Genomic DNA, 23,736 nt, shown 5'->3' on the forward strand with positions numbered 1-23,736 from the left:
AATAATGGTTTAAACCAAAAGGACGTCCGTTAGAGGTCATGGGACCCGGGGACGTCCTTTTTTCATGAGAATTTCCGTTTCTTATGCAAGTGGCTTGTACCCAAGCCGGTTTAACTGTTCCGCGATCACCCGGTACCCTCGGCCATTCGGGTGTAAACCGTCCACCGACATCAGTTCCTTCTCTCGGCCAGAAAATTGTGCGTAAATATCCGCAACGCGAAAATAGCCGTCGCTGAGCCCCATCAAATGCCGATTGAACCGAATCACGTATTCCGTTGCCTCCGTCCAGGCCGGATATGGATTATACAGACCGATAGCGCGAATAAAATAAGGCTTGCTGGCCGGTGACTTTATTTTGCGGATATGTTTGACGATATTAGCCACATGGTTCTGGCATCGATACAAGGCGGTGTCCAGCACCTCCCGATTCGGTCGACCTCCCGTGGACTTCACCGCACGAATCAGGTCATTGCCGCCGATCGACATCGTGATAATCTGGGCCTGCTGCAAATGATAGCGATACGTTGGAAGCTGAACGACCCGATCGTATAATTCATCCGAGGTTAATCCATTGACCCCGAGATTCTCATGGGCCACGAATTGGCGAAGCTTCTCCTCCGCCATCCGACGGTATAACGGAACAAAACCGCTGCCAGGCATCGCCCCAAACCCAAAGGTCAAGGAATCGCCGACAGCGGTATAATGGTACACCAACATGTTCACCCCCTGCCCCGCTCGTTACGACATTATATGAGGAATGCCTCCGGTGCGAAACGGGTATATGAACTTGAATGGCAATTTTAATTCCAATCGGAGACGCAACATGCATCCATAGGAATGACTATTCTTCGGATTCCTCCACCTCATAAATGCAGCGGAATCTTTCAACGCCCGGGTACTTCTCTCCCAGGCTGTAAACCTCGAAACCGATACTGCGGTAGAAGTTCACGGCCTCTTCGTCCGTTTCCGCAATGACTCGTTCCGGTTTAGGCTGCACCTCGAGGAGCAGCTCCAAAATCAACCCGCGTCCGTATCCCTTCCCCCGATTCTCCGGCAGGACCGCTAAATGCCGGATGATAAGCTCGTCCTCCATCACATCAAAACCGATGACTCCCAGAAGAAGTCCGTCCTCCTCGTAGCCGAACAACCGGCTGTCGCCGCCCTGATAAAATGCAGCTGCCTCGTCCACCGCCTCCGGATCAGGGAAAACCGAGTAACTGAGTAGCTCCTTGATTTCGGGCTGCGACGCTTGCATCGTTATATCTTTAAGCATACCTATCTCCAATCTAAACTCATGTAGGACTACAGCATCTTCTCTGCGCTGATCCCCAGCTTGCGCAGCAGCATGGCCGCCTGCGCTCTTTCCTCGTCAGACAATCCGCTAAGCACCTTCACCATCAATTCCTGATGCTGAGGAAAGATGGCCTCGAAAAATTCCTTCCCCTCTGCGGTCAGCTCGGCATAGATCACGCGGCGGTCCTCAGCGGAAGCCCGGCGAACAAGCAGGTTTTTCTTCTGAAGCTTATCGACCACGTATGTAATGTTACCGCTGGAGATAAGCACCTTCTCCCCTATTTTTTGCAGCGGCTGCGGACCTTTGTGGTACAGCACATCCAATACCCCAAATTCGGTGGAATTCAAACCGTGGCTGTTGATGCTTCGATGCGAATGCGTCATCACTGCGTTATAAGCTCTGGCCAGGACTACCAGCAAATGCAGCGGGTAATCCTCGTGTTCTTGAAAATCCGACATACTTCACCCTCCGAAAGATATCATGTATTTAAGGTTAATGAACGCCGGATCAACTGTCAAATGTATTCTTGGCCTGCATGCTCGCGGAATGCAATATCCGTACCGAACCGTCCCGGCAGCCGATAATCGCTTGGTCGGCCATGCCGATGAACAGACCATGTTCAACCACGCCGGGTACAGTGCCTAAACGGGAGCTCAATTCCTCCGGCCCCGAGATTTCCTGGAACCGGCAATCAGCAATATAATTCCCGTTATCCGTTACATACAACCCTTCATCCGGCTGACGGCGCAATTGGACCGAACAACCAAGCTGTGCCAGGGACCGAATCGTCCACTCATAGGCAAAGGGGACAATCTCAACCGGCAGCGGAAAAGCACCCAATTGTGCTACCGCTTTTGCCTCATCCGCCACAATCACGAGCCGTTCGCTGTGATAAGCCGTGATCTTCTCGCGAAGAAGGGCTCCGCCTCCTCCCTTGATTAACCGCAGCTGATCATCCAGCTCGTCAGCCCCGTCGATCGTCAAATCCAGGCGATCGATCTGGTGTACGGGCGTCAGGGGTATTCCTTGTTCCATCGCCAGCTTCTCCGAAGCCTCAGAGGTAGCCACGGCCTGGATCGAGAGACCGGACCTGACCAGCTCCCCGATTTTGAGAATGGCGTAATAGGCGGTGGAGCCTGTGCCCAGACCGATCTTCATCCCGTCCTGAACATACTTGGCGGCATGCTCAGCCGCTATTTTCTTCATATTCATTTCACTCGTCATAGGACCCGCTCCTTCGTCTTAAGCTGAATCAAATGTTATAATATGGGGTACAGTGATCATTTTCATGCCAAAGGAAAGGATTATACCATGCGAACAGAGAACCAGATCAAATCCAAAATCAATGAACTTTCGATGCAAAAGAAAAAACTGCAAACCCGACTGGCAGCTCTCGAAGAGAACAGCCCTGAGCGCGCTTCCCTTCTCAATCAGGATGCCCGTCTTGACGACATGATTACCATGCTGGAATGGGTGCTGTTTGAACCAAGCGGTTCCTATCATATGTAATAAACGGCGAATAAACGGCAGGGGCGCACATTTGCGCCCCTGCTTTTTATTAAGGTTATAGAATACACCACCTTCCTGATATCGCAAGAAAAACGTCCTATACATGCGGTCTGTCTTCTCAGAATGTACGTCGATAGAGGTTTTTCTTTAGATCTCAGAAAGTATGAACTTCGAAGCGTGGGCCTTCCTGATATCGCAAGAAAAACGTCGTATACATGCGGTCTGTCTTCTCAGAATGTACGTCGATAGAGGTTTTTCTTATACTTGCGCCTCCTTCTCCTGCGTGAACCGCTCCAGCCAACGGACATAGAGCTCTTCATTCTCGGGAGAAAAGCAAACGAAATCAACCCGCTCCAGCCGGTTATCCGGCAGATCTTCCTCAAGAAGCTTCGTCACCGCCTTTAACGCCACGTCACATGCCGGAGCTTTAGGATACTCGTAGATACCCGTGCTTATATTAGGAAAGGCGATGCTTTTGGCACCGACCTCGATTGCAAGCAGGAGACTGTTGCGGTAGCATTCCGCCAGCGTATGCTCCTCGCGCCTTCCGCCGCCCTCCCAGATCGGGCCGACGGTATGAATGATATGCTGGGCAGGCAGCCGGCCTGCTCCTGTAATCACGGCGTTGCCTGGCGGGCAGCCGCCTTGCTGCTTGCGAATTTCCATGCACTGCTCCATGATCTCCGGCCCTCCGGCGCTATGAATCGCGCCATCCACGCCTTTTCCGCCCAGCAGTCCCGAATTTGCAGCATTGACGATAATGTCGCCCGTCCATGTCGTTATATCGCCTATAAAGACGGAGACCGATGTCCTTCCGATTTTAAATGTTTTCATTTCGGAAAATCTCCTTTCGGTCTTTTATTTCTCTATTACCCCGCAGGAGGGTGGATTGACCCGGTTCGACCTATTCTGTCCTCGCCTTTTTTTTCGCGGCTGCAGACAGACGGTCGGTTAAGCTCTTCTCCTCCGGCCCATTCAGCGCTTCCTCCAGGGTCCGATAAAACATCAGCGTGCCGGTGTCCCTGGCCTTGGTCAGATGATGAAGAAACACGTTGCCGGCTTGCTCCAGCTTCAAGTCTTCGGATTCATTTCTGACCCGGCAAAGATATACCTTCATCAAGCCTTGCGGATCGCGAAATTCCATGACGCCGATCGGACTCAGCGTCCTTTTGTCTTCCTCGGTGAATTGAGGCGTCATATAAACGGTATATTCCGAAGCAGGCGGAGGAATGTATGCTTCCCGCTTTTTATCCGCAATTAATTTGGAATTCATAAACGCGATGTAACCCGCTGCCGCGAACAATAGGATGCAGGCAGCGATTGCGATATTCTGCATGAATGTCTCTCCTTGTACATAATCAGTCCGTGAGGCATCAACCTAAAAATCTTCTGTTATATAAACACCCGCAATACGGCAATAGCCAGTAAATGCAGCGGATAAAACGAACGCCATACCCAGCGGCTCACACGGACGGACTCCAGTTTTCTCCATACATGAGGGCCATAAGCTATCACGGCCGTCGGGATCACGCTCCACATCTGCAGCTCCCAATCATTAAGGAACCAGAACAGCAGGTTCAATAACATATGAAGCGGAACGAGCCAGCCGGCCTGAGCATATCGGAAAATCAAGATCAACAGCAAGCCGTAGGCTCCGTAATCAAACGGAAACTCACTCATCAACGCACAGGCTGCAACAACCACCATCCATGATAGCAGCCGGGAATCCGATCGTTCCAGCACATAAAGAACCAAGGCTCCGGCCAACAAGGTTACGACCACGTTCAGCCCTTCGGGATCCAGCGCAAGCTGGTACGGAATTTGGGAGACCGCTGCAATAACGGCCAGCCGTGCGATATACTTGGGTCTCGATGAAGTGTAGCGGTGTCCCTGCACGAGAGCGTAAACATAGATTGGAAATGCGATGCGACCGATGATTCTCCACATCTCCTGATGCGGAAAAAACACAAGCCCGATATGATCAATCAGCATCGTCAGCATGGCGATCCACTGCATGATAACCCCCTCCTCGCACGGTAAGATGAACATTCGTTATGTATGTGGAATCGATATATCTATTATGGGTTGCAAACAGGGGACTTGCAAGCGGAGAAAAGATGAAGAATTGGGTATCCGGCATCCATGTCCGTTATCCTATATAATAAGAACAAAGGCAGCTTGAGGACGAAGGAAACGCTGGTTTGAATCCTAGTATCAACATCTTCTCAGATGGAGGTGACTGCCCGATGGAAAAGAAAAAAAACAACATGGCCTTAGGCATATGCATGGGGATCGGCGTGGGCGTGGCGATTGGAGTGGCAATGAATAATATTGCTATTGGCATAGCAATCGGTGTTGCCATCGGCATATCGTTCGGCTCCACCATGACAAACAAGAACAAAAGGCCGCCCCAAGAATAAACGAAAACGCCAAAGAACAAGGAATAGACCACCCGGCTAGAATCGGGTGGTCTATTCGGTTTCCGTCAAACTTACCTCATGACTGCAAGAATGGACCGGATGTTTCCGTTACGGACTTCATGGGCCCACTTGCCCGTAAGGAGGGGGCCATCAACCTCGAAGGTGTCTCCTCCCGCCGTCGTCAAGGTGAACCGCTGAATCGCAACGCCGTCCTGTCCGAACGTATTTGCCGCGCGCTCGCTGCGATACGTTACCTTGACGGAACCGAGGAAGGTGAACGACACCTCCTGCCGCTCGTCAAACAGCCAAGCCGGAAGCACCGGGTTCAGATGAAGCTGAAGCTCGTTGTCCTCATAACGGAATACTCTTTTTCCGGCCATCATCATAATCCACATGCTTAAGAATTCGGCCGTCGATCCGCTCAGCCTTGCCACAAAACCGCGTCCGTGCACATGGGGATCCGGATTGACGCTGCTGGCGATGAACGATGAATTTTCCAGGGTGCTGCGTCCATAAACGGCCGGGTCCAGAAATGGGATAAGCGATGTTTTGATTTCCGAGAAAAACTCGTCGTACAGTCCCGCTTTTAATAAGGAAAGCAAGTATTTATAGGTCATATGCAAAAATACGGATTCCCGCTCCAGCCAGCCGGCCGTGAATGCGCGGATGCGTCCGATTTCATCGCCTTCTCCTTCCAGGCTGACGGATGTCTTATACATCCCCAGCGCGGCATCATATAAATCGGAAGCCTTGATCCGATCATACATCGCTCTTGCCTGGCCTTCATTGGCGAGCTTCATTCCACGGGCCGGGGCTTCGAGAAAATGCGGAAGCGCATATGCTTTGAATTCCAACACTTTGGCGGCAGGCAAGCCATAGCGGGTGATGACCGGGCTGCCCTCCGCATCCCGGATTTCTTCGAACCGCTCCGCTTCAAAGCGGAAGTACGTTGGAACGATTCCGCCTCCCAGCTGCTCGGCACGCTGAATCCCTTCTTCAATCTTGTCCAGGAAAGCCGCGTATATCCTCTTTACGTGTTTCACCGGAATCTCGACCTCCAGGCCGCTGATGCCGTATCGGACGGATGCCCGATAAGACTCGCGCTGCCCAGCTACCCGATCCCAATATCGGAAGGAGTCCAAAACGCCGGTTTGATATTGCTGCACGGCATCATATACGCCCTCTAAATAAGAGGCGATTTCCTCCGGCACCATCACCGTATGATGACCGAACCGCTCGGCAGCCTCCACAATGAATGCCACCATACGCTTCAATTCCATCGTTTCGCTCATCCCGGAGCCGAACAGACCCGGCAATCCGTTCATCGCGTCATTCCAGCCCGGCTTGTTTGCCTCCATCTCAACGCCCATCCCGTAAGGATCGAGCGCTGCCATTTTATTGAGGGATAACGAGATCATTTTGACAAACAGATTCGTACGGTAAATGTCGCATTGTCCGCCATTCACCCGCAGCCATTCCGCCGCGTTCCGCTTTCTGCCGAGCTTATTCAGCTTCTCCTCGTCCTCCAGCAGCGCGCCGTACTGGCGAACCTTGCCCCGGCTGATCACGACCTTCTCGCTCCGTGGGAGCACATATACCGGGCTGTCAAAGAATGTATAGGCATTCTCGCCAAACAGCAGCTCTTCATATCGGTCGGGATAAATATCCAGGAAACCATCAACCAAGTCCATGTTATAGGTCCAGTGGTCCGACCAGAAGCCTTCGCCGAACGAAGCCGCAAAATGCTGTTCGGATATCGTCAGCAATCCCGATAAGAACCGTTCCTCGTCGATCGCCAGCCGAATGCCTTGATCCGATATCGCGTTAATGATTTTCCCCGGGGTGAAATCCCCGGCGCATGCCTTCGCGAGCTTATCGTAATCCTCCCGAGCCGCGGAGGCTTGCAGCAGCTCCTCCAATTCCCCCTCCATGCCTGGGGCTACTCGAAACCTCGTGCCTTCTACGCTAAGGGGATTATAACCGTCGGCTTGAATGAGGCTGAAGAACATCCGGATGTTGAACGTGCCCACCTTCGGATTGAAAAACACATCATTTCGGCGGTTCTGATTCATGTCCCGGAAATTGCCGTTCCCTTGTGAATAATATTCCGGGGCCAGCGAGAAAAAAGTTATAGTCCCGCTCCGGATCCCCATGCTTGCGGGAATAGAGGTGGACGACCGCGCCTTCTTTCCCGTTATCGAATATGAACGGATAACCGCCCCGCAGGAAATTGTCCAAATAGGACTGCCGGCTGTATTCATCAAATACAGGCAACCCTGTTTGGGTAGCTACGTCATCGGTTAATTCCCGGGTCAATGCCGATGCCTCCTTGCGTTTATCGAGGATATAGGCAGGCGAACACAAATCTTTCGAGCGTTTGTTGATTTTGCCGATATCGTTCACATGACCAACCAGCGTATACACCGTTGCCGTCTCCCCAGGCTCAAGCCGCGCCGATAATCCGCTGAAGCCGCATGGCACTTTGTTCACAGGATACGGCGTGGCTTGCGCCAAGGATTCGATCGAACCCGCGGCAAATCGATCGGGGTGGATCAATGAAGTGTTTCCGCCGAATATCAGCTCAAAATCTACGATCGGTTTGATCAAATTCCCGTGCTGATCAAACGACAGATAGAAATGGCCGTTCGTAACTTCGGTAACCTCCGCCTCATCATGCGTACTGGAGCGAACCTTATAGAATGGTATGCCCCGGTCCAGATTCTTCACTTCCATCCAGCTTCGCAGCAGATTGCCGACCTCCTTGTACCCGCTGTTCTCGACGCCGTAAGGCAGAATCTCCGGCATACCGTCCAGCAGTTCAAGCGATTCCGTCCGGGCCCCGATATTCGTCACGCTGACCTGGCGGACGAGCGCGGCAAAATCTTCACCGGGCAGCTGGAAATACGACACCGATGTTCGAAGCCCTTTATCTGCATGCTCCTCCTCGATGACCAGCTCATTCTGACGAATCAGCATCGTTCTCCGTGCCTTCGTGTCCGGCTGAAAGGATTGGAACGGCTCATATACGGCCGGCGTCCCGGCCATCTTGATAAACGTGCGGAAGCCGGTGGCGGATACGTTCTTATACGAGATATTGGCCGGCGAGAATTCCATGATCGGCGAATTCTTGTCGCGTATGCCGAAACTGCTTATCCCTTGGCCCCGATTGACGTAAAAGGTCCACATCGGTATCCCCTTCAATCCGGCAATCCCCGGCAGGAAGCTGGAAAACGGCTTGGCGAGATCATACTGCTCGATAACAAAGGCATCCTTCTCAAAACGATAATTGGACATGTTCAAATCCTCCTTAAATGAGTGCATCATTCGCTGAAATCAAGAAGCCGCCCATTTCGAAACCGGTTTCGAAACGGGTTAAAAATGAACCCTGCTCTTTAGGTTCACCTTAGGTGACCGGGCGGCAGGACTCCCGGATCATTAATTCGACTGGCAGCATAACCGACTTCACGGCGGTATCCCGCTCTTCGATTGAAGAAAGAAGGATCTCCGCGGCAACCTTGCCAAGCTGCTCCGTATCCTGGCGGACCGTCGTTAATGCAGGGGTAATGTAGCGGGACATTTCAATATCGTCAAAGCCGATGACCGACACGTCTCCCGGCACGCTCAGGCCATGGTCCAGCACGGCTCGAATCGCTCCAAGCGCGAGCAAATCCCCAGCGGCGTAAACGGCTGTCGGCCGATCCGCGAGCGCAAGCAGCCTCTTCATGGCTTCGTATCCGCTCTCGGTGGAGTAAAAATCGCTGCCGGTTATGTACTCTTCCCTTAAGTTCAGATCCAGCTCACGCAGCGCTGTTTCATAGCCATGTTGGCGCTGCTCGCCTGCAAACGTATTCAATCCGCCCGAAATATGGGCAATGCTGCGATGGCCAAGCGAGTGCAAATACCGGATTGCCAGCATGCTGCCTCCGATATTGTCGGAGTAAACCGAATGCACGTGCTCCGGTGACGAATCCAGAATGACGCACGGAATGCCGCTATCCAGCAGCTCCTGGAAATCGGGATCATCGTTGCTCGACAGGATGACCACAACGCCGTCGACGCCCCTGATTTTGCAATGCTCCACGTAACTGCTTCTTCGGCCGCCGACATCCTTGGAAATGAACATCAGGTCATACCCTTTGGATACGGAGATTTTCTTAAAGCTTTCGATGACGGCTCCAAAATAGGGATGCCGAATTCCGGCTCCCGTGGCTTCAACAAAAAGAATGCCGATAGTCCAGGATCGCTTGGTCGTAAGTGACCTGGCATTGGCGTTTGGAAGATACCCCATTTCCTTCGCGGTTTCCAGGATCTTGACCCTCGTCTTTTCCCGGACGTCCGGATAATTGTTGAAGACTTTGGATACCGTCGTAGGCGAATAACCTGTTTTCTTCGCAATATCGTAAATCGTTGTCAACCTTGGAATCAGCTCCTGCCCTTCGCCGACATAATCTAAAACCATCTCTCTGGTATTAAATTCTACCTGTGCCGGCAGGCACTCGTCAATGTTATTCCGCACATCCGGGCAGGAGCTAAAACTCCCGGTTTTCCGAATGACAACGGCTAGGACAAGCTGGCGGAGGCGTTCTGCGCTTTAGCGGAATGATCCGTTTCCTGATGACGAATCATCAGCATGCAGATCAGCGCAAGCAGCATGCTGCCGGCGGCGCAATAAAACAGGATCGAATACCCCATTCCGTCAATAAGCTTGCCCAGCAGAGGCGGCGACGATATCGCCGCCAGCGAAGATACCAAATAGTACATTCCTGTCCGCGTTCCGATGCTGTCCTCCGATCCGGTCGATACGATGAAAGGGTAAGAATTGATATTGATGCAGGCCCAAAACAATCCGCCAACGGTCAGCAGTACGCGAAGCAGCAGCAGCGATTCTACCCATGGGACGAGCGCAAAGACAATCAGCAGCCCGCTGACGCCGATCAGGATCAGCCGTTTCTTCCCGAATTTACCGCCAAGCCATCCGCTGGGAATCGCAAACAGAACGAAGGCGAGCGAAAAAAACGTCAAGGAAAAGGACGCCTGCGATTCCGTCAGCCCCATCTCATTCTTCCCGTACAGCGTAAACAGCGTCTCCACCCCTTGGTACGCCACGAACCAGAAGAATATGGCCGCCAGCAGCAGCACCGTCGTTCGATTGATTTGGCTTTTAAAGGAAATTTTGGCCCTGGCGGCCGTCTGGGCTTGATAGCCCGGAGCGTCGCGTTTCTCTTGGATGAACGTCTTCAGAATGAACAAAGAGACAAGCGTTACGCCGGCAGCTGCAATGAAAGGCAGCGACGCATGGGCGCTGTACAGCACCGAGCCCACGCCGAATGCCAATATGGACCCCAAGCCGCCCATGAAGTTGATGATGCCGTTGGCTCTGGTGCGCCGCTTCTCTTCCGTTATATCCGGCATCAATGAAACGGTTGGCGAACGGTACAGGCTCATGGCCAGGTTCATGAGGACCATGAACAGCAACAACGTCGCCATTCCGTTATGAAACGGAATCATGGCCGTAAACAAAGCGCCTAGCGGCATTCCGATAAGCAGGTAAGGCATTCTTCTGCCGTACCGGGTGTGGGTACGGTCGCTTCGGCTTCCAATCCATGGCTGCAAGAACAAGGCAAAGTAATTGTCGATCGTCATAAAAAAACCGATCCATGCGACACTGGATATGTAATCCTCCAGAAAGTAGGGCACAAACGCATTGTACAGCGCCCAGGTAATGCTAATGCTGAAAAAGCCGAATCCCAGCAGCCATGTTTTCCTCACAAAGTCACGCTCCCTTGGTTTGCAGCAGTCCGTTCAGCACATCCGGATAATCCGTAATGATGCCCGCAACGCCCGCATCCATCAACTCTTTCATCCGTCCCTCGTCATTCACGGTCCACGGATGATAGGCGACGCCATGCTGCTTCGCTTCCGTTACCCACTCCGGCAGAACCGCCCGATGGTATGCGTGCAGGGCATCCGCTTTAGCCAATTTGGCGTATTCCCACGGCTGGTACAGCCCTTCGCCGTACAGCAGCCCGGTACGAATTTCTGGATCAATAAGTTTGCATTCCACCAGGGAATAATGATTGAAGCTCGAAATGACGATTTGCTCCGCCATGTTGTAATGCCTTACAGCCTCAATCACGCGCTTTTCCAGCTCGGGATATTGGATCGTTCCGTTCTTCAGCTCGATATTAACAATCGTGCCGCGGTTTTGGGTCAATTCCAGCAGCTCTTCCAGCAGCGGAATCCGTTCGCCTTGGAAATCGGCACCAAACCATGAGCCTGCGTCCAGCTTGGCCAGCTCGTCGTATGTATAATCCTTGACAAGCCCCTCGGCCCCCGTCGTGCGGGCGACGCTCTCGTCATGGATCAATACCAGCTTTCCGTCCTTCGTCATTTGGACGTCGGTTTCGATCCCGGTAGCTCCCTGCTCCAAGCCTTTGGCAAAGGCAGCCATCGTATTCTCGGGGCATATGGCCGATGACCCGCGGTGCGCGAAATTGATCAATTGTGACATTTGTACTTCCTCCTGAGTGATTAAGTTTTGGTTTTGTACTATAAATATAGCTCGCAAATGTTAGAGCTATGTTATCATTCCATTTTTCATATTCCACATCGGTTGATGAAACCCTGTCATGTCCTAATTAATTTTTCAAATGATTGACCAATTTGCATGTCAGGCATATAATTGTTTAGACAAGTATTTTTGAAAACCTGAAATGAAAGGTGTGACTTTTTCTTGAAAATACCTAAACGCAACCCTTCCATCGGTTTTCATCTGGGTTACACCTATCGGCGCGCATCCCAATTGTTTGCCAATGCCCTGAAGCCCTATGACATCACCCCCGAGCAATGGCTGGTTCTGTACCACATCGGCGAGCACGAGGGCCTGAATCAGAAGGAAGTTGCCGCCAAAGCGGACAAAGACCAACCCACGACAACCCGTATTCTGGACCTGCTCGAGAAAAAAGGATACACTCGCAAAGCCGTATCGGTTAACGACCGGAGAGCTTTTCAGCTCTTTTTGACAGATACAGGCAAGGAACTGATTGAAGCGACCACAGCCATCGAAAGTCAATGCGGAAGCCAATTAATCGAGGGCATTGACGAGAAGCAATTGGAGATGTTCTGGGACACACTCTCGCGCATCAATGCCAACATACACAACTTACACAACAACAGGAGAGATGTTCCACATGAATGATATCAACACGAAACAACCGCTATGGACCAAAGAATTCATCACGTTGATGGTCAGCAACCTTTTTCTGTTCCTGACCCTGCAGATGATGCTGACCACGCTGCCCGCATACGCCAAGGAGGCGTTCACGGCAAGCCCCTTGCAGGTGAGCCTCATAACCAGCCTGTTCGCCTTCAGTGCGATCGCGTCCCGCTTCGTATCAAGCAAAGCGCTGGAAAAAGGAAAGCTGAGGCTGCTGCTGTACGTCGGGCTGCTGATTTCCCTGGCAGCCACGCTCGGTTATTACTGGGCGAGCGGCATAGCCTTCCTGCTGCTGATGCGCATATTGTTCGGCATCGGCTTTGGGATGACAAGCACCTCGTTTCCAACCATGGCATCGGATGTCATTCCAATCAAACGCTTGGGCGAGGGCATGGGGTATTTTGGGCTATCCACTACGCTTGCCATGTCGATCGGTCCCATGATCGGCTTGACGCTGCTGCAAAGCGGCGGTTTCACTCCGCTCGTGTTCATCACGGTCTTCATCAACCTTCTGATCTTCCCTCTCGCCTACCTCCTGACATCAAGAGCGGCTAAACGGAACGCGGAGCGCCCTGCAGCGGTTCAACCCCGAGTTGAGGATAAACCGAAGGGCTCCTTCAACAAAAAGCTGATCCTTCCCAGCGTCCTCAACTTTTTGATGTCGATTACGTACGGCGGATTGCTGAGCTTCATGGCATTGTTCGGAGCGGAGGCTCACCTCCGGAATCCCCAGTATTTTTTCTTGTTCAACGCCATTGCCATCATTCTCGTACGGCCGTTCTCCGGCAGAATTTATGACCGGTACGGACATAAGGCGCTTGTTATACCCTCTGCGATTCTGATGGTATCCGGCTTGCTCCTGCTTACCTTCGCCACATCGACGGGATCCATGCTGTTATCGGCACTTTGCTACGGCATAGGCTTTGGGGCGATGCAGCCGTCCATCCAGACCTGGATGATTCAGGAGGTTCATCCGCTGCAGCGCGGCATGGCCAACGGCATGTTCTTCAACTCCCTGGATTTCGGCGTGGCCATCGGCTCGATCGCGCTCGGCGCCATCGCCAAATCCACATCCTATGCCATCATGTACCGATACTCGGCGATTGCGCTCGTGCTGTTGATCCTGATTTATATCATCATGCAGGCAGCCGGCAAGTCGCGTTCCCAATCCACCACGGCAGTCGAGGACACCGAGGCTACCGCGGCAGGTTAACGAACAAAGCGATAACGAAAAAGCTTCGTCAGCCGGAATGCACGAAAACCGGGATGATGCTTGGCCACAAGGAAAGGGATCGGCCATCCAAACTGACCCGGCATATGAGAAAAGGTCTTGTCCATTATTTATGGACAAGACCTTTCTTTTTCAATCCTTGCGGTTTCTTGAAATCGACCCGGTATGAATTCCCTCCGGAATCGTCCTCTTTTGCCTCCGGCTTCACCGCGAACAACGTAAGCAGGCCGCCTACAGCCGCCACGGCTGCCAGCGTGCCAAACATCACCCAGTGGTTCGCGCCCAGCAGGAGAGAAACGACCGGCGGCCCCAGCGATACCCCGATAAAACGCATGCTGCTGTAAAGCGAGGTGATGGTGCCGCGCTGCTCCTTCTCCACGCCTTCCGTCAGCAGCGTATCCATGCACGGCAGCACCATGCCGATTCCGATACCGCCAAGCGTCATCATTCCGACGACAAAATAGATCTGTTCGTTAAAGCCGGTGACGATCAGGGAAGCCGTCAAAATAACCATGCCGGCGAAACCGGTCCACTTCTTTGCCGCTTTGTTTTTGCCCGTAAATTTACCGGCTAAATAAGAAGATAGGCATAATAAAGCCAGTGGAATTGCAAGCACCAATCCTTTTACTACGCCATGTAATTTGTAAGTGCTTTCCAGCGTCTCCGACAAATAAAAAAGAACGCCGAATACGCCAAACATTGCGATGCCGCCGATGGCGAATATCGCATACAACCATCTTCCCTTCTCATGCAAAACCCCCTTGGTCGTTTTCAAAAACTCACGCAGAGATTGTTTATCATTGTTATTCGACTTTGGCGTCTTCACGAGAAAAATGACGAGCACGAGTGAAATCAGGCATAGAACCGGAATCGATATGAAGGGCAAGAACCAGATGAAGCTTCCCAGCAGCGCACCCAATATCGGACTGACAACCTTACCGAACGTGTTGGAGGTTTCGATGATTCCCAGGCTTTTGCTAACCTCTTCTTCCTCTTTGAACATGTCGCCGACAAGCGGGATGACGATCGGGAAAGCCCCCGCTGCGCCGATTCCCTGTAGAAACCGGCCGGCTAATATGACATAATACGCCCCTGTCCCGCTTAGCAGCCAGGCAGCTACCGCGGACACAGCTCCGCATAACGCCGCAATAATCAAGCTCGGGATGATGATCTTCTTTCTTCCATACCGATCCGACAAATACCCGGCGATCGGAATCAGCAAGATGGCTACAACGGCATACACCGTTATCAGCATACTCACTTTAAAGGAGCTGATCCCTAAAACTTTGGAAATTTGCGGCAAAATGGGAATCAGCATGGAATTGCCTAACGTCATGATGAGTGGTATGGATGCTAGGGCAACCAGATCCCATTTCTTGTTTTCCATGAGAGAAGACCACCTTTGCGTTATCTGTCATCCATATTGTAGGTTCTTTCGCCCAGAATATGCATGACGGCAAGGTGGCCGTTTTTTCCCATATGCAATTTTTCCTTAATTATACTTTAAATCCGGACATCAACTGACGAAGCTTGCCAGACATCACGTTAAGATCTTCAACGGAATTTGTGATTTCTTCCATGGACGCCAGCTGCTCTTCCGTTGCGGCACTGACGCTTTGCGTACCGCCTGCCGTCGTCTCCGTGACCTCCTGGATTCGACGGATCGCGTGAACGAGCTCCCCGGCTCCCGAATTCATCTGTTCGGTTGCAGCGGTGACGCTTTGAATCTGCCCGTTCAATTCGCCGACCGACTGCTCGATTTCCTTAAAGGCTCGCTCGGCTCCTTGCGCCACGTTCATGCCTTCGGTTACTTCGCGGGTTCCCTGTTCCATCACGCCGGCCAGATTCACGATGTCTTGCTGCAGCTCGTGAACGAACTGTCTGATTTCGACGGAGGAGTTCGATGCCTGATCAGCCAAATTCCGGACCTCTGCGGCGACGACCGCAAAACCTCTGCCATGCTCGCCAGCCCGAGCGGCCTCAATGGAGGCATTCAAGGCAAGCAGTGAGGTCTGCTCCGCAATTTCGATGATGATCTGTCCCATCGCCCCGATGTTGGAGGCCTTCTCTCCGAGCGCACGCACGGATTGCGCAGATTGGTCCACGCTGGTACGGATGCCTTCCATCTGGGTTAGCGTATGTACAAGTGCCTGTTCCCCTTCAGCCGCAAGCTTGTTCGCCGCTGCCGCCAGCCCGGAAACGTCTTGGGCTGCAAGCGCGATATGCTTCATGCCTTCCGCCATATCCGTAACGGTCGCCGTCGTTTCCTCCGTATCCTGCAGCTGGTTCTCTACCCCGGCAGCCAGCTCTTCCATAATCCCGGACGTTTGGTGGGAGGCTTGACGGATTTCCTCTGTCGTCGAATGCAGCGTCGAAGCAGCGATACCCACTTTACCTGCAGTATCCTGCACTTGGACGACCAGCTCCCTGAAGCCATCGACCAATTTATTATAAGCATCGGCTACATCCCTGATTTCATCTTTCGTTGTAATGTGTAATCGGGTAACCAGATCACCCCCGCCTTCGGCAATCTTCAGAAGCTGACTGCTCATCTGGTTCAACGGACGGATCGAACGGGTCAGGAGATAGCCCTGTATGGCAAAATAAACGACGGCGGCCGCTCCGATCAGCATGATGGTCAAATTCTGAAACCGGCTGCTGGCCGCAATCTGATCAGCCTGCTTCGCCAGGGTTTCATTTTTATGTACCGTAAACTTTGCGATCAGCTCGCTAAATGACTTGCGCACTTCCCGCTCCTTGTTAAAGGCAGCTTCGTACACCCGGAAAGGGACCGCCTTGTAAAAACCGGTGTCATACCCCAATTTGTTCAATACCTCGGCAATGGCCTCGGAGTATACGACATAACCGGCTTCAATCTCGTTAAATACCTTCTGGTCTTCTTCTGCCGTCATTAAGCCTTTGGTTTCGGCCATGAGTTTGACGACGGACTCCTGTTTCGATTTCAATGAATCTGCAAAGGTCGAATCCCCGGTCAATAAGTAGCCCCGCTCATCATTGGAAACGCCAGTCAACAGGGTCTCCAATTGCGTCAGGTTATAAATGACCTTCTGGTCCTCTTCAATAATCTTGCTGAACCTCTTCTCCGTCATATTCGATGTGATAAACGCAATGATTACGATAACCGCCGTAACCGTCGCAAGTATCGTAGACGAAAGAATTAATTTTGTTTTTATCTTCATCCGCAAGCACCCGACCTTTGATATAAGTAATATACCCCCATTCCTTTTTTCGTCAAATTTGTGTCAAGAGTGAATAGGCAGGACTACCGTGAAATCGCTTAACTCGAAAATAATTGAAAAAAATTTATTAATCACCGGTCAAATGTTGATAAATTTTGGATAACTCCCTCCTTATGGTATAACAAATGCCATAAATTACTTACAATACTACATTCCATTTTTTACCTCCGCTATGAAAACGGGTTTGACTTTCATATAGTCATCATGCAAAAAAGAGGCCCGCCTGAGACGGGCTCAGGCAGACCTTTTTCCTTTAAGCTTGATCGGAGATAAAGTGACTCTTCTCCCCGATATGATAGACATGCAGTTTATGCATGGCACGAGTACATGCCGTGTAGAACAGCTTACGATCGCTTTCCCGGTGGTACACGTCCTCGGCGCCGTTATAGATAATCACCGCGTCAAACTCCACGCCTTTGGCCAAGTAGGCGGGAACCACCAGCGTTCCCTTTTCAAAGGCCGGCGTGGTTTTGGTGATTAAGCGGGCGGAGATATCCGCCGACAGCTGCTGATGTACGCGCCTGCTCTCCTCTTCTGTCCGGCAGATCACCGCAACGTATTGGAATCCCTGCTCATGAAGCTCGCGGATATCGGATACGATCGCGCCATGAAGTTCTTCTTCATCGTTCACCCGAACGACTCGAGGAGCTTCGCCTTGCCGGTTGAAAGGAACGATCCGCTCCCCGCCCGGTATCATTTGTCGCGTGAAGTTAACGATTTCATACGTCGACCGGTAGCTTTGGGTCAGATTAATGACCTCCGTATCCTCTTCGCCATACAGACTCACCAGATTCTCCAAGCTTCCGAGTGCCTCTCCATGAGCATAAATGGCTTGGTTGAGGTCCCCCAGCACCGTCATTTTGGCCCGCGGGAACAAACGCTTCAGGAACTCCAGCTGAAATGCGGAATAATCCTGAACTTCATCGACAATGACATGGCGTATCGACGTATTCGTACGGAACCCTTGCAGCAGTTCCTTCAAATAGAGAAACGGCGTGGCGTCTTCGTAAAGCAATGCTTTGTCGTCCAGGGACGCAACGGTAAGATTGCATATTTCATCCCAATGTTCAGGGAGCGTCTCCAAATTTCCCGCCGCCCGGCGGAATAAGGATTCGTCCGTGTACAATTTACGGTACATACCCTTGACGTCCACATACCGGAACCGCTTGATCCAACGTCGAAGCGGCTTGAGCCGGCTGCTGACCACCATTTTCGCAAGGACGTCTTTTTCCTTATCGAAATCGTCAAACGTGTCTGCCTTCCGGTTTTGCTTGCGTCTCATCGTTTGAAAGGCCCGTTGGTAATCTTCCGTATCCAGCAGCTGGATCTGCTCCTCTACCCACGAGGCATCTTTCTCGGTCTGGGCAAACTCCGACAGGCGCTTAAGCATCCATTCCTTCATCAGATCAATGCGGCCAGCGAGCTTAACCGCCGAATCATAGCCATAGAACTGCGATGCCATCTCCTCCGAGCTGACAATCACCTTCCCCTGGAATACGACCGGCTTAAAGAGCATGCCTCCCTTTTCCAGCAGCTCCTTGTATCGTCTGATGGTGTCCAGATAAGCCCCCGAGGATTTATACGATATGCTCTCCAAGCGTGCCCGGTAACGCGGCGAATCATCCGCGTTCAACAGGGTTTCCGTCTGAGTGAACACATCTTCGAGATCAAACTCCTTACCGAGCCGGTGCTCCAGATAGGACTGGAAGGTCGTCTGCTGCATATTGTCCTCGCCGAGCTCGGGAAGCACCGTGGACACATAGCTGTTGAACAGCGGATTCGGGGAGAACAGGATCATCTGGTCGGCCCGGAGCGTCTCCCGGTACTTGTACAGCAGATAAGCCACCCTTTGCAGTGCAGCCGAGGTCTTTCCGCTTCCGGCAGCCCCCTGCACAATCAGCATGCGGGTTTTGTCATTTCGGATGACCGCGTTTTGTTCCTTCTGAATCGTAGCCACGATACTCTTCATGCGGTCATCCGCGCTATGGCTGAGCACCTGCTGCAGCAGTTCATCTCCGATGGTCACGCCGGTATCGAACAGCACCTTGATCTCGCCGTTATGGATGACGAATTGGCGCTTAAGCAGCATTTCGCCCTTGACCGTACCCGAAGGCGTCTCATATTGGGCAGGGCCCGGCGCACCGTCGTAATACAGGCTAGAGATGGGTGCGCGCCAGTCGTAAACCAGAAACGTCTCCATCTTTTCGTCCAAAAAAGAACCTGTTCCCAAATAAATGGTTTCGGTCTCCGCAGTTCCATCCTCCTGAAAGTCAATGCGTCCGAAGTATGGGGATTCCACCAGCTTCCTGTACTTTTTAAGCAGCTTGCTGGACTGCAGATGAGCATGCTCGCGTTCGGCGAGCACCTGCGACTGCTGTCTCAGGTTGGTGGACGTTTCGCCCAAATCGTCCGGGTTGCTGAAGTTTACCGTAACTTCGTCCCAGAAGTCCTTCCGCATGTCAATGACGACTTCACGGATATCGCCGACGCTCGCTTCCAGCTGGGATATTTTATTTCCGATTTTTGCTGTTACTTCCGTTACCCGCGCCTGTTCCTCTTTCCAATCTTGATCGCTGATAGCCATTTGTTCATCCCCCTAATATACCGGTTGACAGCGTTAGTTAATCGTGATAAAATACAATTGTGATATTCTAACCACATATCAATAATTTAATGACAAAGCATTGTTAATTATAGCAAGCTGCCGTACATAATTCAACATGGAATTTCAGTAACCGACCCGCCGGGGCGGTTTTTTTTATGTTCATATACCATACCATTCCCGAGCCTCAAATGCCAAACTTGCTGCTTGCTGAGTAGTATAAAAACAGCCGATCAAATGTGAAATCTTGATCGGCATCCTCATGGCGAGCTCCCTTATTTTCGCAGCCACGAGAACATGGCATCCTCTTGCTCCTTATCATCCACGACTCGGCTGATTTGATCCGCCACCCGATTCAACCGGTCAAGCTGATAGCCGTAGTCGTACATGGAGGCGGCGACCACCGCCAGCCGAAGTCCGCCGGGATTTGAGCCGGGCCCGCACATCACCTGCTCCATGAAAGCTTCATTGTTCTCCGCCATGGTCTCGGCCTCATCCTCGTTCGGCTTAAGTTTATCTTCGAATTTCCACAAAATATGCTCATGGTACTTCATTAACCGCTCCAGATTGTGATCAAACTGTTCGTCGATTTCATCGGATCGATCCGCCTGGAAATAGTGGTTCTCCACCGCATCCAGCACTTCATACCCCTTGCGAAGGGATTGGAGCAGCTGCTTATACACCACGAGCTGTCTTGCTTGACTGTATTTCGCCCGCTTCAGCTTCTTCTGCTCTTCCTCAAACAAATTGTATTTGTCGGACAACGATTTGATGGCCGATTCCAGTTCTTTCTTCTCCGCACGGTAGACCGAATCCTTCATTTCATGGGAGATCGCCGTGCGCAGCAGCAGCGACATTTTGCCAAATACAATATGAATCCGCGTGATGTACTGTTCCTTCGGTTTCGGTGGAAACACAAGAATATTGATGAGGAATGCAGATATGATGCCGATAATCGTCAGAATAAAGCGATTGAGGGCAAAGTCCCATTGTCCGGAAGCTTCCATCACGGATATGACCGTAACAAGCGTAAGTCCGATGGTCTCGCCCATTTTCAGCTTCATGCAAATCATGATCACTAGAATACAGACCAAACCGACGGAAATCGGTTGATTCGATAAAAAATACCCTCCGAGCATGGCCAGAATCGCACCGAGCGTACTGGTCTGCAGCTGGTCCAGAAAATATCTCCACGACCTGTATATCGATGGCTGCATCGCGAAAATCGCGGCGATGGCGGCTACGACAGGTGATTTAAAGTCAAACAGCATGGCTAAATAAAGAGCCAGCGTCACGGCTAGGCCGGTTTTGAACATTCTTGCTCCAAACGCCACGGACAGCCCTCCTTACGCAACCCAATTTCACGTCTATGCCTACACACCATGATACATACTCCTCCGTTTGAACCGCTATTACATGAATTACCCTTACGCTTCCAATGTTATGCAGTCTCTTCATTGACATCATCCGGGTTGGCCCGCTTCCCCATCCTTTTCTCGTAAGATCGGATCATGAACCCAAGCCAAGCGCAAGAAGCCAGGTATCCGCCAACGATGTCGCTCGGGTAATGGACGCCGAGATAGATCCGACTAAGTCCGATGCTTAGAATCATCGCGATGGAAACGGCAATCAACGTCCCTCTCCCCGCTCTGCTGTCAATATGTCTCCACAACAAGTAAGCGAGCACGCTGTAGAACGAGAAGGCTCCCATCGAATGGCCGCTGGGATAGCTGTATCCCGTTATTTCGATCAGGCGGTTGATGTCCGGCCTTGCACGTTGAAACACCCATTTTAATAATAAATTCAGAATAGATGAACCGAAGACGACCACAATAAGGAGAAGAATCTCCTTGCGGTGGCCCAGAATCCAATATAGCACGGCGATCACGATCAGGCTTAACACGATCACCGGTCCGATGGAGCCTATGAATGACAGCCCGATGGCAATATCCGTAAGCAGCGGATGTTCAAGGGCTTGTACCGTCGTAATGATCGCCAAATCAAGCGCTGCCAGGCTTTCCCGCTTTACCAGCGCCGCCAGAATGACAAATCCGATGAAGCTGATCATCGAAATGAGGAATATCCAGCGTTGTCTTCCTGAAGCAGGGTATATCTTCTCTCCGCTCAACTCTCTGTTCTCCTTTGACCTTGTTTCGAAACCGTGCGATTTGGTGAAAACAAGATAATATCATTTTCCTGTCATAAAGGAAAGTCCCAAAGGGATTACATGACAAATATCCCGTAGTCTATGTCAAAATCGCAGGGATTACTCTTTACGAGAATATATACCCAAAAGAAAAGGAGCATGTCATGATGAAGGTCCTAGTGGCCGGCGCGAACGGCCAGATTGGCAAACAGCTTACGTTTCTCCTGCATGAGCATGATGCCTATAGCGTAAAAGCCATGGTTCGGAGGGAGGAGCAGGCAGCCTATTATCGAGAAGCGGGAATAGAGTGCGTTATCGCGAATTTGGAAGGATCGGTCAAGGAACTGGCGGAAGCAGCACGAGATTGCCAGGCAGTGGTATTCGCGGCTGGTTCTGGCGGAGCAACCGGATACGACAAAACGCTGCTGATCGATCTGGACGGAGCCGTCAAGATGGTGGAAGCTGCCGAAGAGGCGAAGGTCCCGCGCTTTGTGATGGTTAGCGCGATTGGGGCCCATCATCGAGAATCTTGGAACGGGGACATCAAACCGTATTATGCCGCCAAGCATTACGCGGATCGAATGCTTCGTCACAGCAGCCTCTCCTATACGATCATTCGTCCGGGAGGACTTTTGAATGAGCCTGGTACCGGCCGCATTACGGCTGCGGAGAATATCAAGGGCGGCTCGATTCCGCGCGAGGATGTGGCGAAAACGATCTTGTTGGCGCTGGACGAAGAACATACCTTCCGGCGTTCCTTCGACCTGATTTCAGGCGAAACGCCTATCTCGGAAGCTCTATCGTCACTCTAAGAGCATTTCATATTCAAAAGCAAAATCGCCCCTCAAGCAAAAGCGATACCTTCGTATCTGCTAATGCTTAAGGGGCGATCTATCGTTCTATTCGAATCAGGACCGGATCGCAAAATAAAGAGAAGACATAGTGGAACTCCTTCTCGTTACGCACTCAACCGATCCTGGCATTTACGCGCCTGTCTTGTGCAGCATTCGGCTTCGCAGTATGTCTTTTACGGCATCCACCGCTTCTTCTACCCGATCTACCGCCACAACGATAGGAGCGTTGTCCTCATATTGACTGAAGGAGTAATTATATTTGGGATCATAATAATGCTCAAGCAGCAGCTGTATTCCCTGAGCATACCTTCCCTCCTCCAAAGACTTGCCAATTTCCGCGGCGATCGGAGTGTGGATTCGGTTCTTGATTAATTGAAAGGCCGCCAAATATTGCTCTTTATAAGCCGCAGGGTTGTAATCCTCCAGTATCTGGCGAACACGCTCCGCCATCGGCAATTCCAATACGATGGCTGCCCCCGACTCCTTCTTCTTCATCAGGAAATCGGGAACGACGATTTTGCCGATCCGTTTGCTCTCGGCCTCAAATAACAAATAAGGCGAATTTTCCAATTGCTTCAGCCGTTCAACCAACTCCGCATCGAAAGTCTTCTGATTGTTGGACGGCAGTCCGATATGCCCGAAGATCGAGCCGCGGTGGCCTGCGAGCCCTTCCAGGTCCACGACGGGGTAGCCTTCCTGCTGAAGCTGCCTTAGCACTGCCGTCTTGCCCGTACCCGTCAATCCGTGAAGGACAAACGCTTCCGCATCCAGACTCTTCTGCTCAAGCGTATCCAGCACATACTTCCGGTAAGCCTTAATCCCGCCCGTAATCCGATTGACATGGATATCCATCAGGGACAGCACCGTTGCAGCCGTTCGGCTGCGCATGCCGCCGCGCCAGCAATAGACCGCCTTATCTCCTTCGATCTCTTTGAACTGCTTCACGAAGCTGGGTAGCTTGGCCGACATGATGGCGAGCCCCCGCTCTTTGGCCGCATCCACGCTCACCTGCTTGTAAATCGTCCCGATCTCCGCCCGTTCTTCATCATTGAAGACCGGAATGTTCAGACTCCCCGGAATGGTGGAGTCCTTGTATTCCGAAGGGGAACGGACATCAATCAAAGTAATCTTCTTGCTGTTTTGCAGTTCCAATAATTCTTTTACGGTGATGTCTTGAAACATGTCTGTTCGCTCCTTTATGGTT

At 51.7% G+C, this 23,736-nt stretch carries 23 protein-coding genes; 5 read left to right on the plus strand and 18 right to left on the minus strand.

The window, feature by feature from the left end; all coding sequences use genetic code 11:
- Window positions 1-81: 81 nt before the first annotated feature.
- The 4 genes from P0X86_RS21675 to rpiA form a co-directional block, all read right to left on the minus strand.
- The gene (locus tag P0X86_RS21675; protein WP_009595336.1) at window positions 82-717 is read right to left on the minus strand and encodes a GDSL-type esterase/lipase family protein; all 636 of its coding nucleotides are present in this window, start codon (window positions 715-717) and stop codon (window positions 82-84) included.
- 124 nt (window positions 718-841) lie between these two features.
- Window positions 842-1,273 (minus strand): GNAT family N-acetyltransferase, encoded by a 432-nt coding sequence (locus P0X86_RS21680; protein ID WP_090908142.1) that lies wholly within the window; start codon window positions 1,271-1,273, stop codon window positions 842-844.
- A 29-nt stretch (window positions 1,274-1,302) separates the two neighbouring features.
- Window positions 1,303-1,752 carry a MarR family winged helix-turn-helix transcriptional regulator gene (locus P0X86_RS21685; RefSeq protein ID WP_096776733.1) on the minus strand — a complete coding sequence of 150 codons (450 nt, stop codon included), beginning with the start codon at window positions 1,750-1,752 and terminating at the stop codon, window positions 1,303-1,305.
- 49 nt (window positions 1,753-1,801) lie between these two features.
- On the minus strand, window positions 1,802-2,518 hold the full coding sequence (rpiA, locus tag P0X86_RS21690) for a ribose-5-phosphate isomerase RpiA (protein ID WP_277746414.1): 717 nt from the start codon (window positions 2,516-2,518) through the stop codon (window positions 1,802-1,804).
- Between the two features lie 87 nt (window positions 2,519-2,605).
- On the opposite strand from rpiA, the gene P0X86_RS21695 reads away from it, so the two are divergent.
- Window positions 2,606-2,803, plus strand: coding sequence for a hypothetical protein (locus tag P0X86_RS21695; RefSeq protein WP_015736388.1), 198 nt, complete (start codon window positions 2,606-2,608; stop codon window positions 2,801-2,803).
- A gap of 258 nt (window positions 2,804-3,061) precedes the next feature.
- Here the strand turns inward: P0X86_RS21695 and P0X86_RS21700 are convergent, their stop codons facing one another.
- The 3 genes from P0X86_RS21700 to P0X86_RS21710 form a co-directional block, all read right to left on the minus strand.
- Window positions 3,062-3,637, minus strand: coding sequence for a macro domain-containing protein (locus tag P0X86_RS21700; RefSeq protein WP_015736389.1), 576 nt, complete (start codon window positions 3,635-3,637; stop codon window positions 3,062-3,064).
- A 70-nt stretch (window positions 3,638-3,707) separates the two neighbouring features.
- Window positions 3,708-4,139 (minus strand): hypothetical protein, encoded by a 432-nt coding sequence (locus P0X86_RS21705; protein WP_277746415.1) that lies wholly within the window; start codon window positions 4,137-4,139, stop codon window positions 3,708-3,710.
- A 56-nt stretch (window positions 4,140-4,195) separates the two neighbouring features.
- Window positions 4,196-4,819 (minus strand): TraX family protein, encoded by a 624-nt coding sequence (locus P0X86_RS21710; protein ID WP_009592213.1) that lies wholly within the window; start codon window positions 4,817-4,819, stop codon window positions 4,196-4,198.
- Between the two features lie 230 nt (window positions 4,820-5,049).
- Here P0X86_RS21710 and P0X86_RS21715 point away from each other — a divergent pair, with 230 nt between their 5' ends.
- A complete protein-coding gene (locus P0X86_RS21715; RefSeq protein WP_277746416.1) occupies window positions 5,050-5,223 on the plus strand; it encodes a glycine zipper domain-containing protein in 174 nt (57 codons plus the stop codon).
- Between the two features lie 71 nt (window positions 5,224-5,294).
- Here the strand turns inward: P0X86_RS21715 and P0X86_RS33180 are convergent, their stop codons facing one another.
- The 5 genes from P0X86_RS33180 to P0X86_RS21735 all read right to left on the minus strand — a co-directional run bounded on the left by P0X86_RS33180 (window position 5,295) and on the right by P0X86_RS21735 (window position 11,734).
- Window positions 5,295-7,295, minus strand: a complete 2,001-nt coding sequence (locus tag P0X86_RS33180; RefSeq protein ID WP_347177512.1) for a hypothetical protein — start codon at window positions 7,293-7,295, stop codon at window positions 5,295-5,297.
- On the minus strand, window positions 7,273-8,517 hold the full coding sequence (locus P0X86_RS33185) for a hypothetical protein (protein ID WP_347177513.1): 1,245 nt from the start codon (window positions 8,515-8,517) through the stop codon (window positions 7,273-7,275). The genes P0X86_RS33180 and P0X86_RS33185 overlap by 23 nt, the downstream gene beginning before the upstream one ends.
- Before the next feature lie 109 nt (window positions 8,518-8,626).
- Window positions 8,627-9,637, minus strand: a complete 1,011-nt coding sequence (locus tag P0X86_RS21725) for a LacI family DNA-binding transcriptional regulator (RefSeq protein WP_015736394.1) — start codon at window positions 9,635-9,637, stop codon at window positions 8,627-8,629.
- A 146-nt stretch (window positions 9,638-9,783) separates the two neighbouring features.
- The gene (locus tag P0X86_RS21730; protein WP_096776737.1) at window positions 9,784-10,992 is read right to left on the minus strand and encodes an SLC45 family MFS transporter; all 1,209 of its coding nucleotides are present in this window, start codon (window positions 10,990-10,992) and stop codon (window positions 9,784-9,786) included.
- A gap of 4 nt (window positions 10,993-10,996) precedes the next feature.
- On the minus strand, window positions 10,997-11,734 hold the full coding sequence (locus P0X86_RS21735; protein ID WP_096776738.1) for a glycerophosphodiester phosphodiesterase: 738 nt from the start codon (window positions 11,732-11,734) through the stop codon (window positions 10,997-10,999).
- Window positions 11,735-11,956: 222 nt separating this feature from the next.
- On the opposite strand from P0X86_RS21735, the gene P0X86_RS21740 reads away from it, so the two are divergent.
- Together P0X86_RS21740 and P0X86_RS21745 are read left to right on the plus strand one after the other, a co-directional pair.
- Entirely contained in the window at window positions 11,957-12,421 is a 465-nt protein-coding gene (locus P0X86_RS21740) for a MarR family winged helix-turn-helix transcriptional regulator (protein WP_036663997.1), read from the plus strand.
- Window positions 12,414-13,652, plus strand: coding sequence for an MFS transporter (locus P0X86_RS21745; protein ID WP_192571242.1), 1,239 nt, complete (start codon window positions 12,414-12,416; stop codon window positions 13,650-13,652). Before P0X86_RS21740 ends, P0X86_RS21745 begins: the two co-directional genes overlap by 8 nt.
- A 124-nt stretch (window positions 13,653-13,776) precedes the next feature.
- On the opposite strand, the gene bcbE is transcribed toward P0X86_RS21745, so the two are convergent.
- The 5 genes from bcbE to P0X86_RS21770 form a co-directional block, all read right to left on the minus strand.
- Entirely contained in the window at window positions 13,777-15,081 is a 1,305-nt protein-coding gene (gene bcbE, locus P0X86_RS21750) for a bacillibactin exporter BcbE (RefSeq protein ID WP_347177558.1), read from the minus strand.
- A gap of 85 nt (window positions 15,082-15,166) precedes the next feature.
- On the minus strand, window positions 15,167-16,870 hold the full coding sequence (locus tag P0X86_RS21755; RefSeq protein WP_277746418.1) for a methyl-accepting chemotaxis protein: 1,704 nt from the start codon (window positions 16,868-16,870) through the stop codon (window positions 15,167-15,169).
- A gap of 313 nt (window positions 16,871-17,183) precedes the next feature.
- Window positions 17,184-19,514: an RNA polymerase recycling motor HelD gene (gene helD, locus P0X86_RS21760; protein ID WP_277746419.1), complete on the minus strand. Its 2,331-nt coding sequence runs from the start codon at window positions 19,512-19,514 to the stop codon at window positions 17,184-17,186.
- A gap of 293 nt (window positions 19,515-19,807) precedes the next feature.
- The gene (locus P0X86_RS21765; protein ID WP_015736402.1) at window positions 19,808-20,866 is read right to left on the minus strand and encodes an FUSC family protein; all 1,059 of its coding nucleotides are present in this window, start codon (window positions 20,864-20,866) and stop codon (window positions 19,808-19,810) included.
- Window positions 20,867-20,973: 107 nt separating this feature from the next.
- Window positions 20,974-21,660, minus strand: coding sequence for a phosphatase PAP2 family protein (locus P0X86_RS21770; RefSeq protein WP_192571239.1), 687 nt, complete (start codon window positions 21,658-21,660; stop codon window positions 20,974-20,976).
- A 185-nt stretch (window positions 21,661-21,845) separates the two neighbouring features.
- Between P0X86_RS21770 and P0X86_RS21775 the strand changes: the two genes are divergently transcribed.
- Window positions 21,846-22,490, plus strand: a complete 645-nt coding sequence (locus P0X86_RS21775; protein WP_277749070.1) for an SDR family oxidoreductase — start codon at window positions 21,846-21,848, stop codon at window positions 22,488-22,490.
- Window positions 22,491-22,661: 171 nt separating this feature from the next.
- Here the strand turns inward: P0X86_RS21775 and mnmH are convergent, their stop codons facing one another.
- Window positions 22,662-23,714, minus strand: a complete 1,053-nt coding sequence (gene mnmH, locus P0X86_RS21780; protein WP_096776746.1) for a tRNA 2-selenouridine(34) synthase MnmH — start codon at window positions 23,712-23,714, stop codon at window positions 22,662-22,664.
- Window positions 23,715-23,736: the final 22 nt, after the last annotated feature.

It is taken from the genome of Paenibacillus sp. BR1-192, assembly GCF_029542445.1.
In the GTDB taxonomy this organism is placed as follows: domain Bacteria; phylum Bacillota; class Bacilli; order Paenibacillales; family Paenibacillaceae; genus Paenibacillus_AQ; species Paenibacillus_AQ lautus_A.

What these genes read in the sequence shown, in the direction of transcription:
- P0X86_RS21675 (WP_009595336.1), bottom strand. Translation starts at nt 717, where the DNA reads ATGTTGGTGTACCATTATACCGCTGTCGGCGATTCCTTGACCTTTGGG.
- P0X86_RS21680 (WP_090908142.1), bottom strand. Translation starts at nt 1,273, where the DNA reads ATGCTTAAAGATATAACGATGCAAGCGTCGCAGCCCGAAATCAAGGAG.
- P0X86_RS21685 (WP_096776733.1), bottom strand. Translation starts at nt 1,752, where the DNA reads ATGTCGGATTTTCAAGAACACGAGGATTACCCGCTGCATTTGCTGGTA.
- rpiA (WP_277746414.1), bottom strand. Translation starts at nt 2,518, where the DNA reads ATGACGAGTGAAATGAATATGAAGAAAATAGCGGCTGAGCATGCCGCC.
- P0X86_RS21695 (WP_015736388.1), top strand. Translation starts at nt 2,606, where the DNA reads ATGCGAACAGAGAACCAGATCAAATCCAAAATCAATGAACTTTCGATG.
- P0X86_RS21700 (WP_015736389.1), bottom strand. Translation starts at nt 3,637, where the DNA reads ATGAAAACATTTAAAATCGGAAGGACATCGGTCTCCGTCTTTATAGGC.
- P0X86_RS21705 (WP_277746415.1), bottom strand. Translation starts at nt 4,139, where the DNA reads ATGCAGAATATCGCAATCGCTGCCTGCATCCTATTGTTCGCGGCAGCG.
- P0X86_RS21710 (WP_009592213.1), bottom strand. Translation starts at nt 4,819, where the DNA reads ATGCAGTGGATCGCCATGCTGACGATGCTGATTGATCATATCGGGCTT.
- P0X86_RS21715 (WP_277746416.1), top strand. Translation starts at nt 5,050, where the DNA reads ATGGAAAAGAAAAAAAACAACATGGCCTTAGGCATATGCATGGGGATC.
- P0X86_RS33180 (WP_347177512.1), bottom strand. Translation starts at nt 7,295, where the DNA reads ATGAATCAGAACCGCCGAAATGATGTGTTTTTCAATCCGAAGGTGGGC.
- P0X86_RS33185 (WP_347177513.1), bottom strand. Translation starts at nt 8,517, where the DNA reads ATGTCCAATTATCGTTTTGAGAAGGATGCCTTTGTTATCGAGCAGTAT.
- P0X86_RS21735 (WP_096776738.1), bottom strand. Translation starts at nt 11,734, where the DNA reads ATGTCACAATTGATCAATTTCGCGCACCGCGGGTCATCGGCCATATGC.
- P0X86_RS21745 (WP_192571242.1), top strand. Translation starts at nt 12,414, where the DNA reads ATGAATGATATCAACACGAAACAACCGCTATGGACCAAAGAATTCATC.
- P0X86_RS21755 (WP_277746418.1), bottom strand. Translation starts at nt 16,870, where the DNA reads ATGAAGATAAAAACAAAATTAATTCTTTCGTCTACGATACTTGCGACG.
- helD (WP_277746419.1), bottom strand. Translation starts at nt 19,514, where the DNA reads ATGGCTATCAGCGATCAAGATTGGAAAGAGGAACAGGCGCGGGTAACG.
- P0X86_RS21775 (WP_277749070.1), top strand. Translation starts at nt 21,846, where the DNA reads ATGAAGGTCCTAGTGGCCGGCGCGAACGGCCAGATTGGCAAACAGCTT.
- mnmH (WP_096776746.1), bottom strand. Translation starts at nt 23,714, where the DNA reads ATGTTTCAAGACATCACCGTAAAAGAATTATTGGAACTGCAAAACAGC.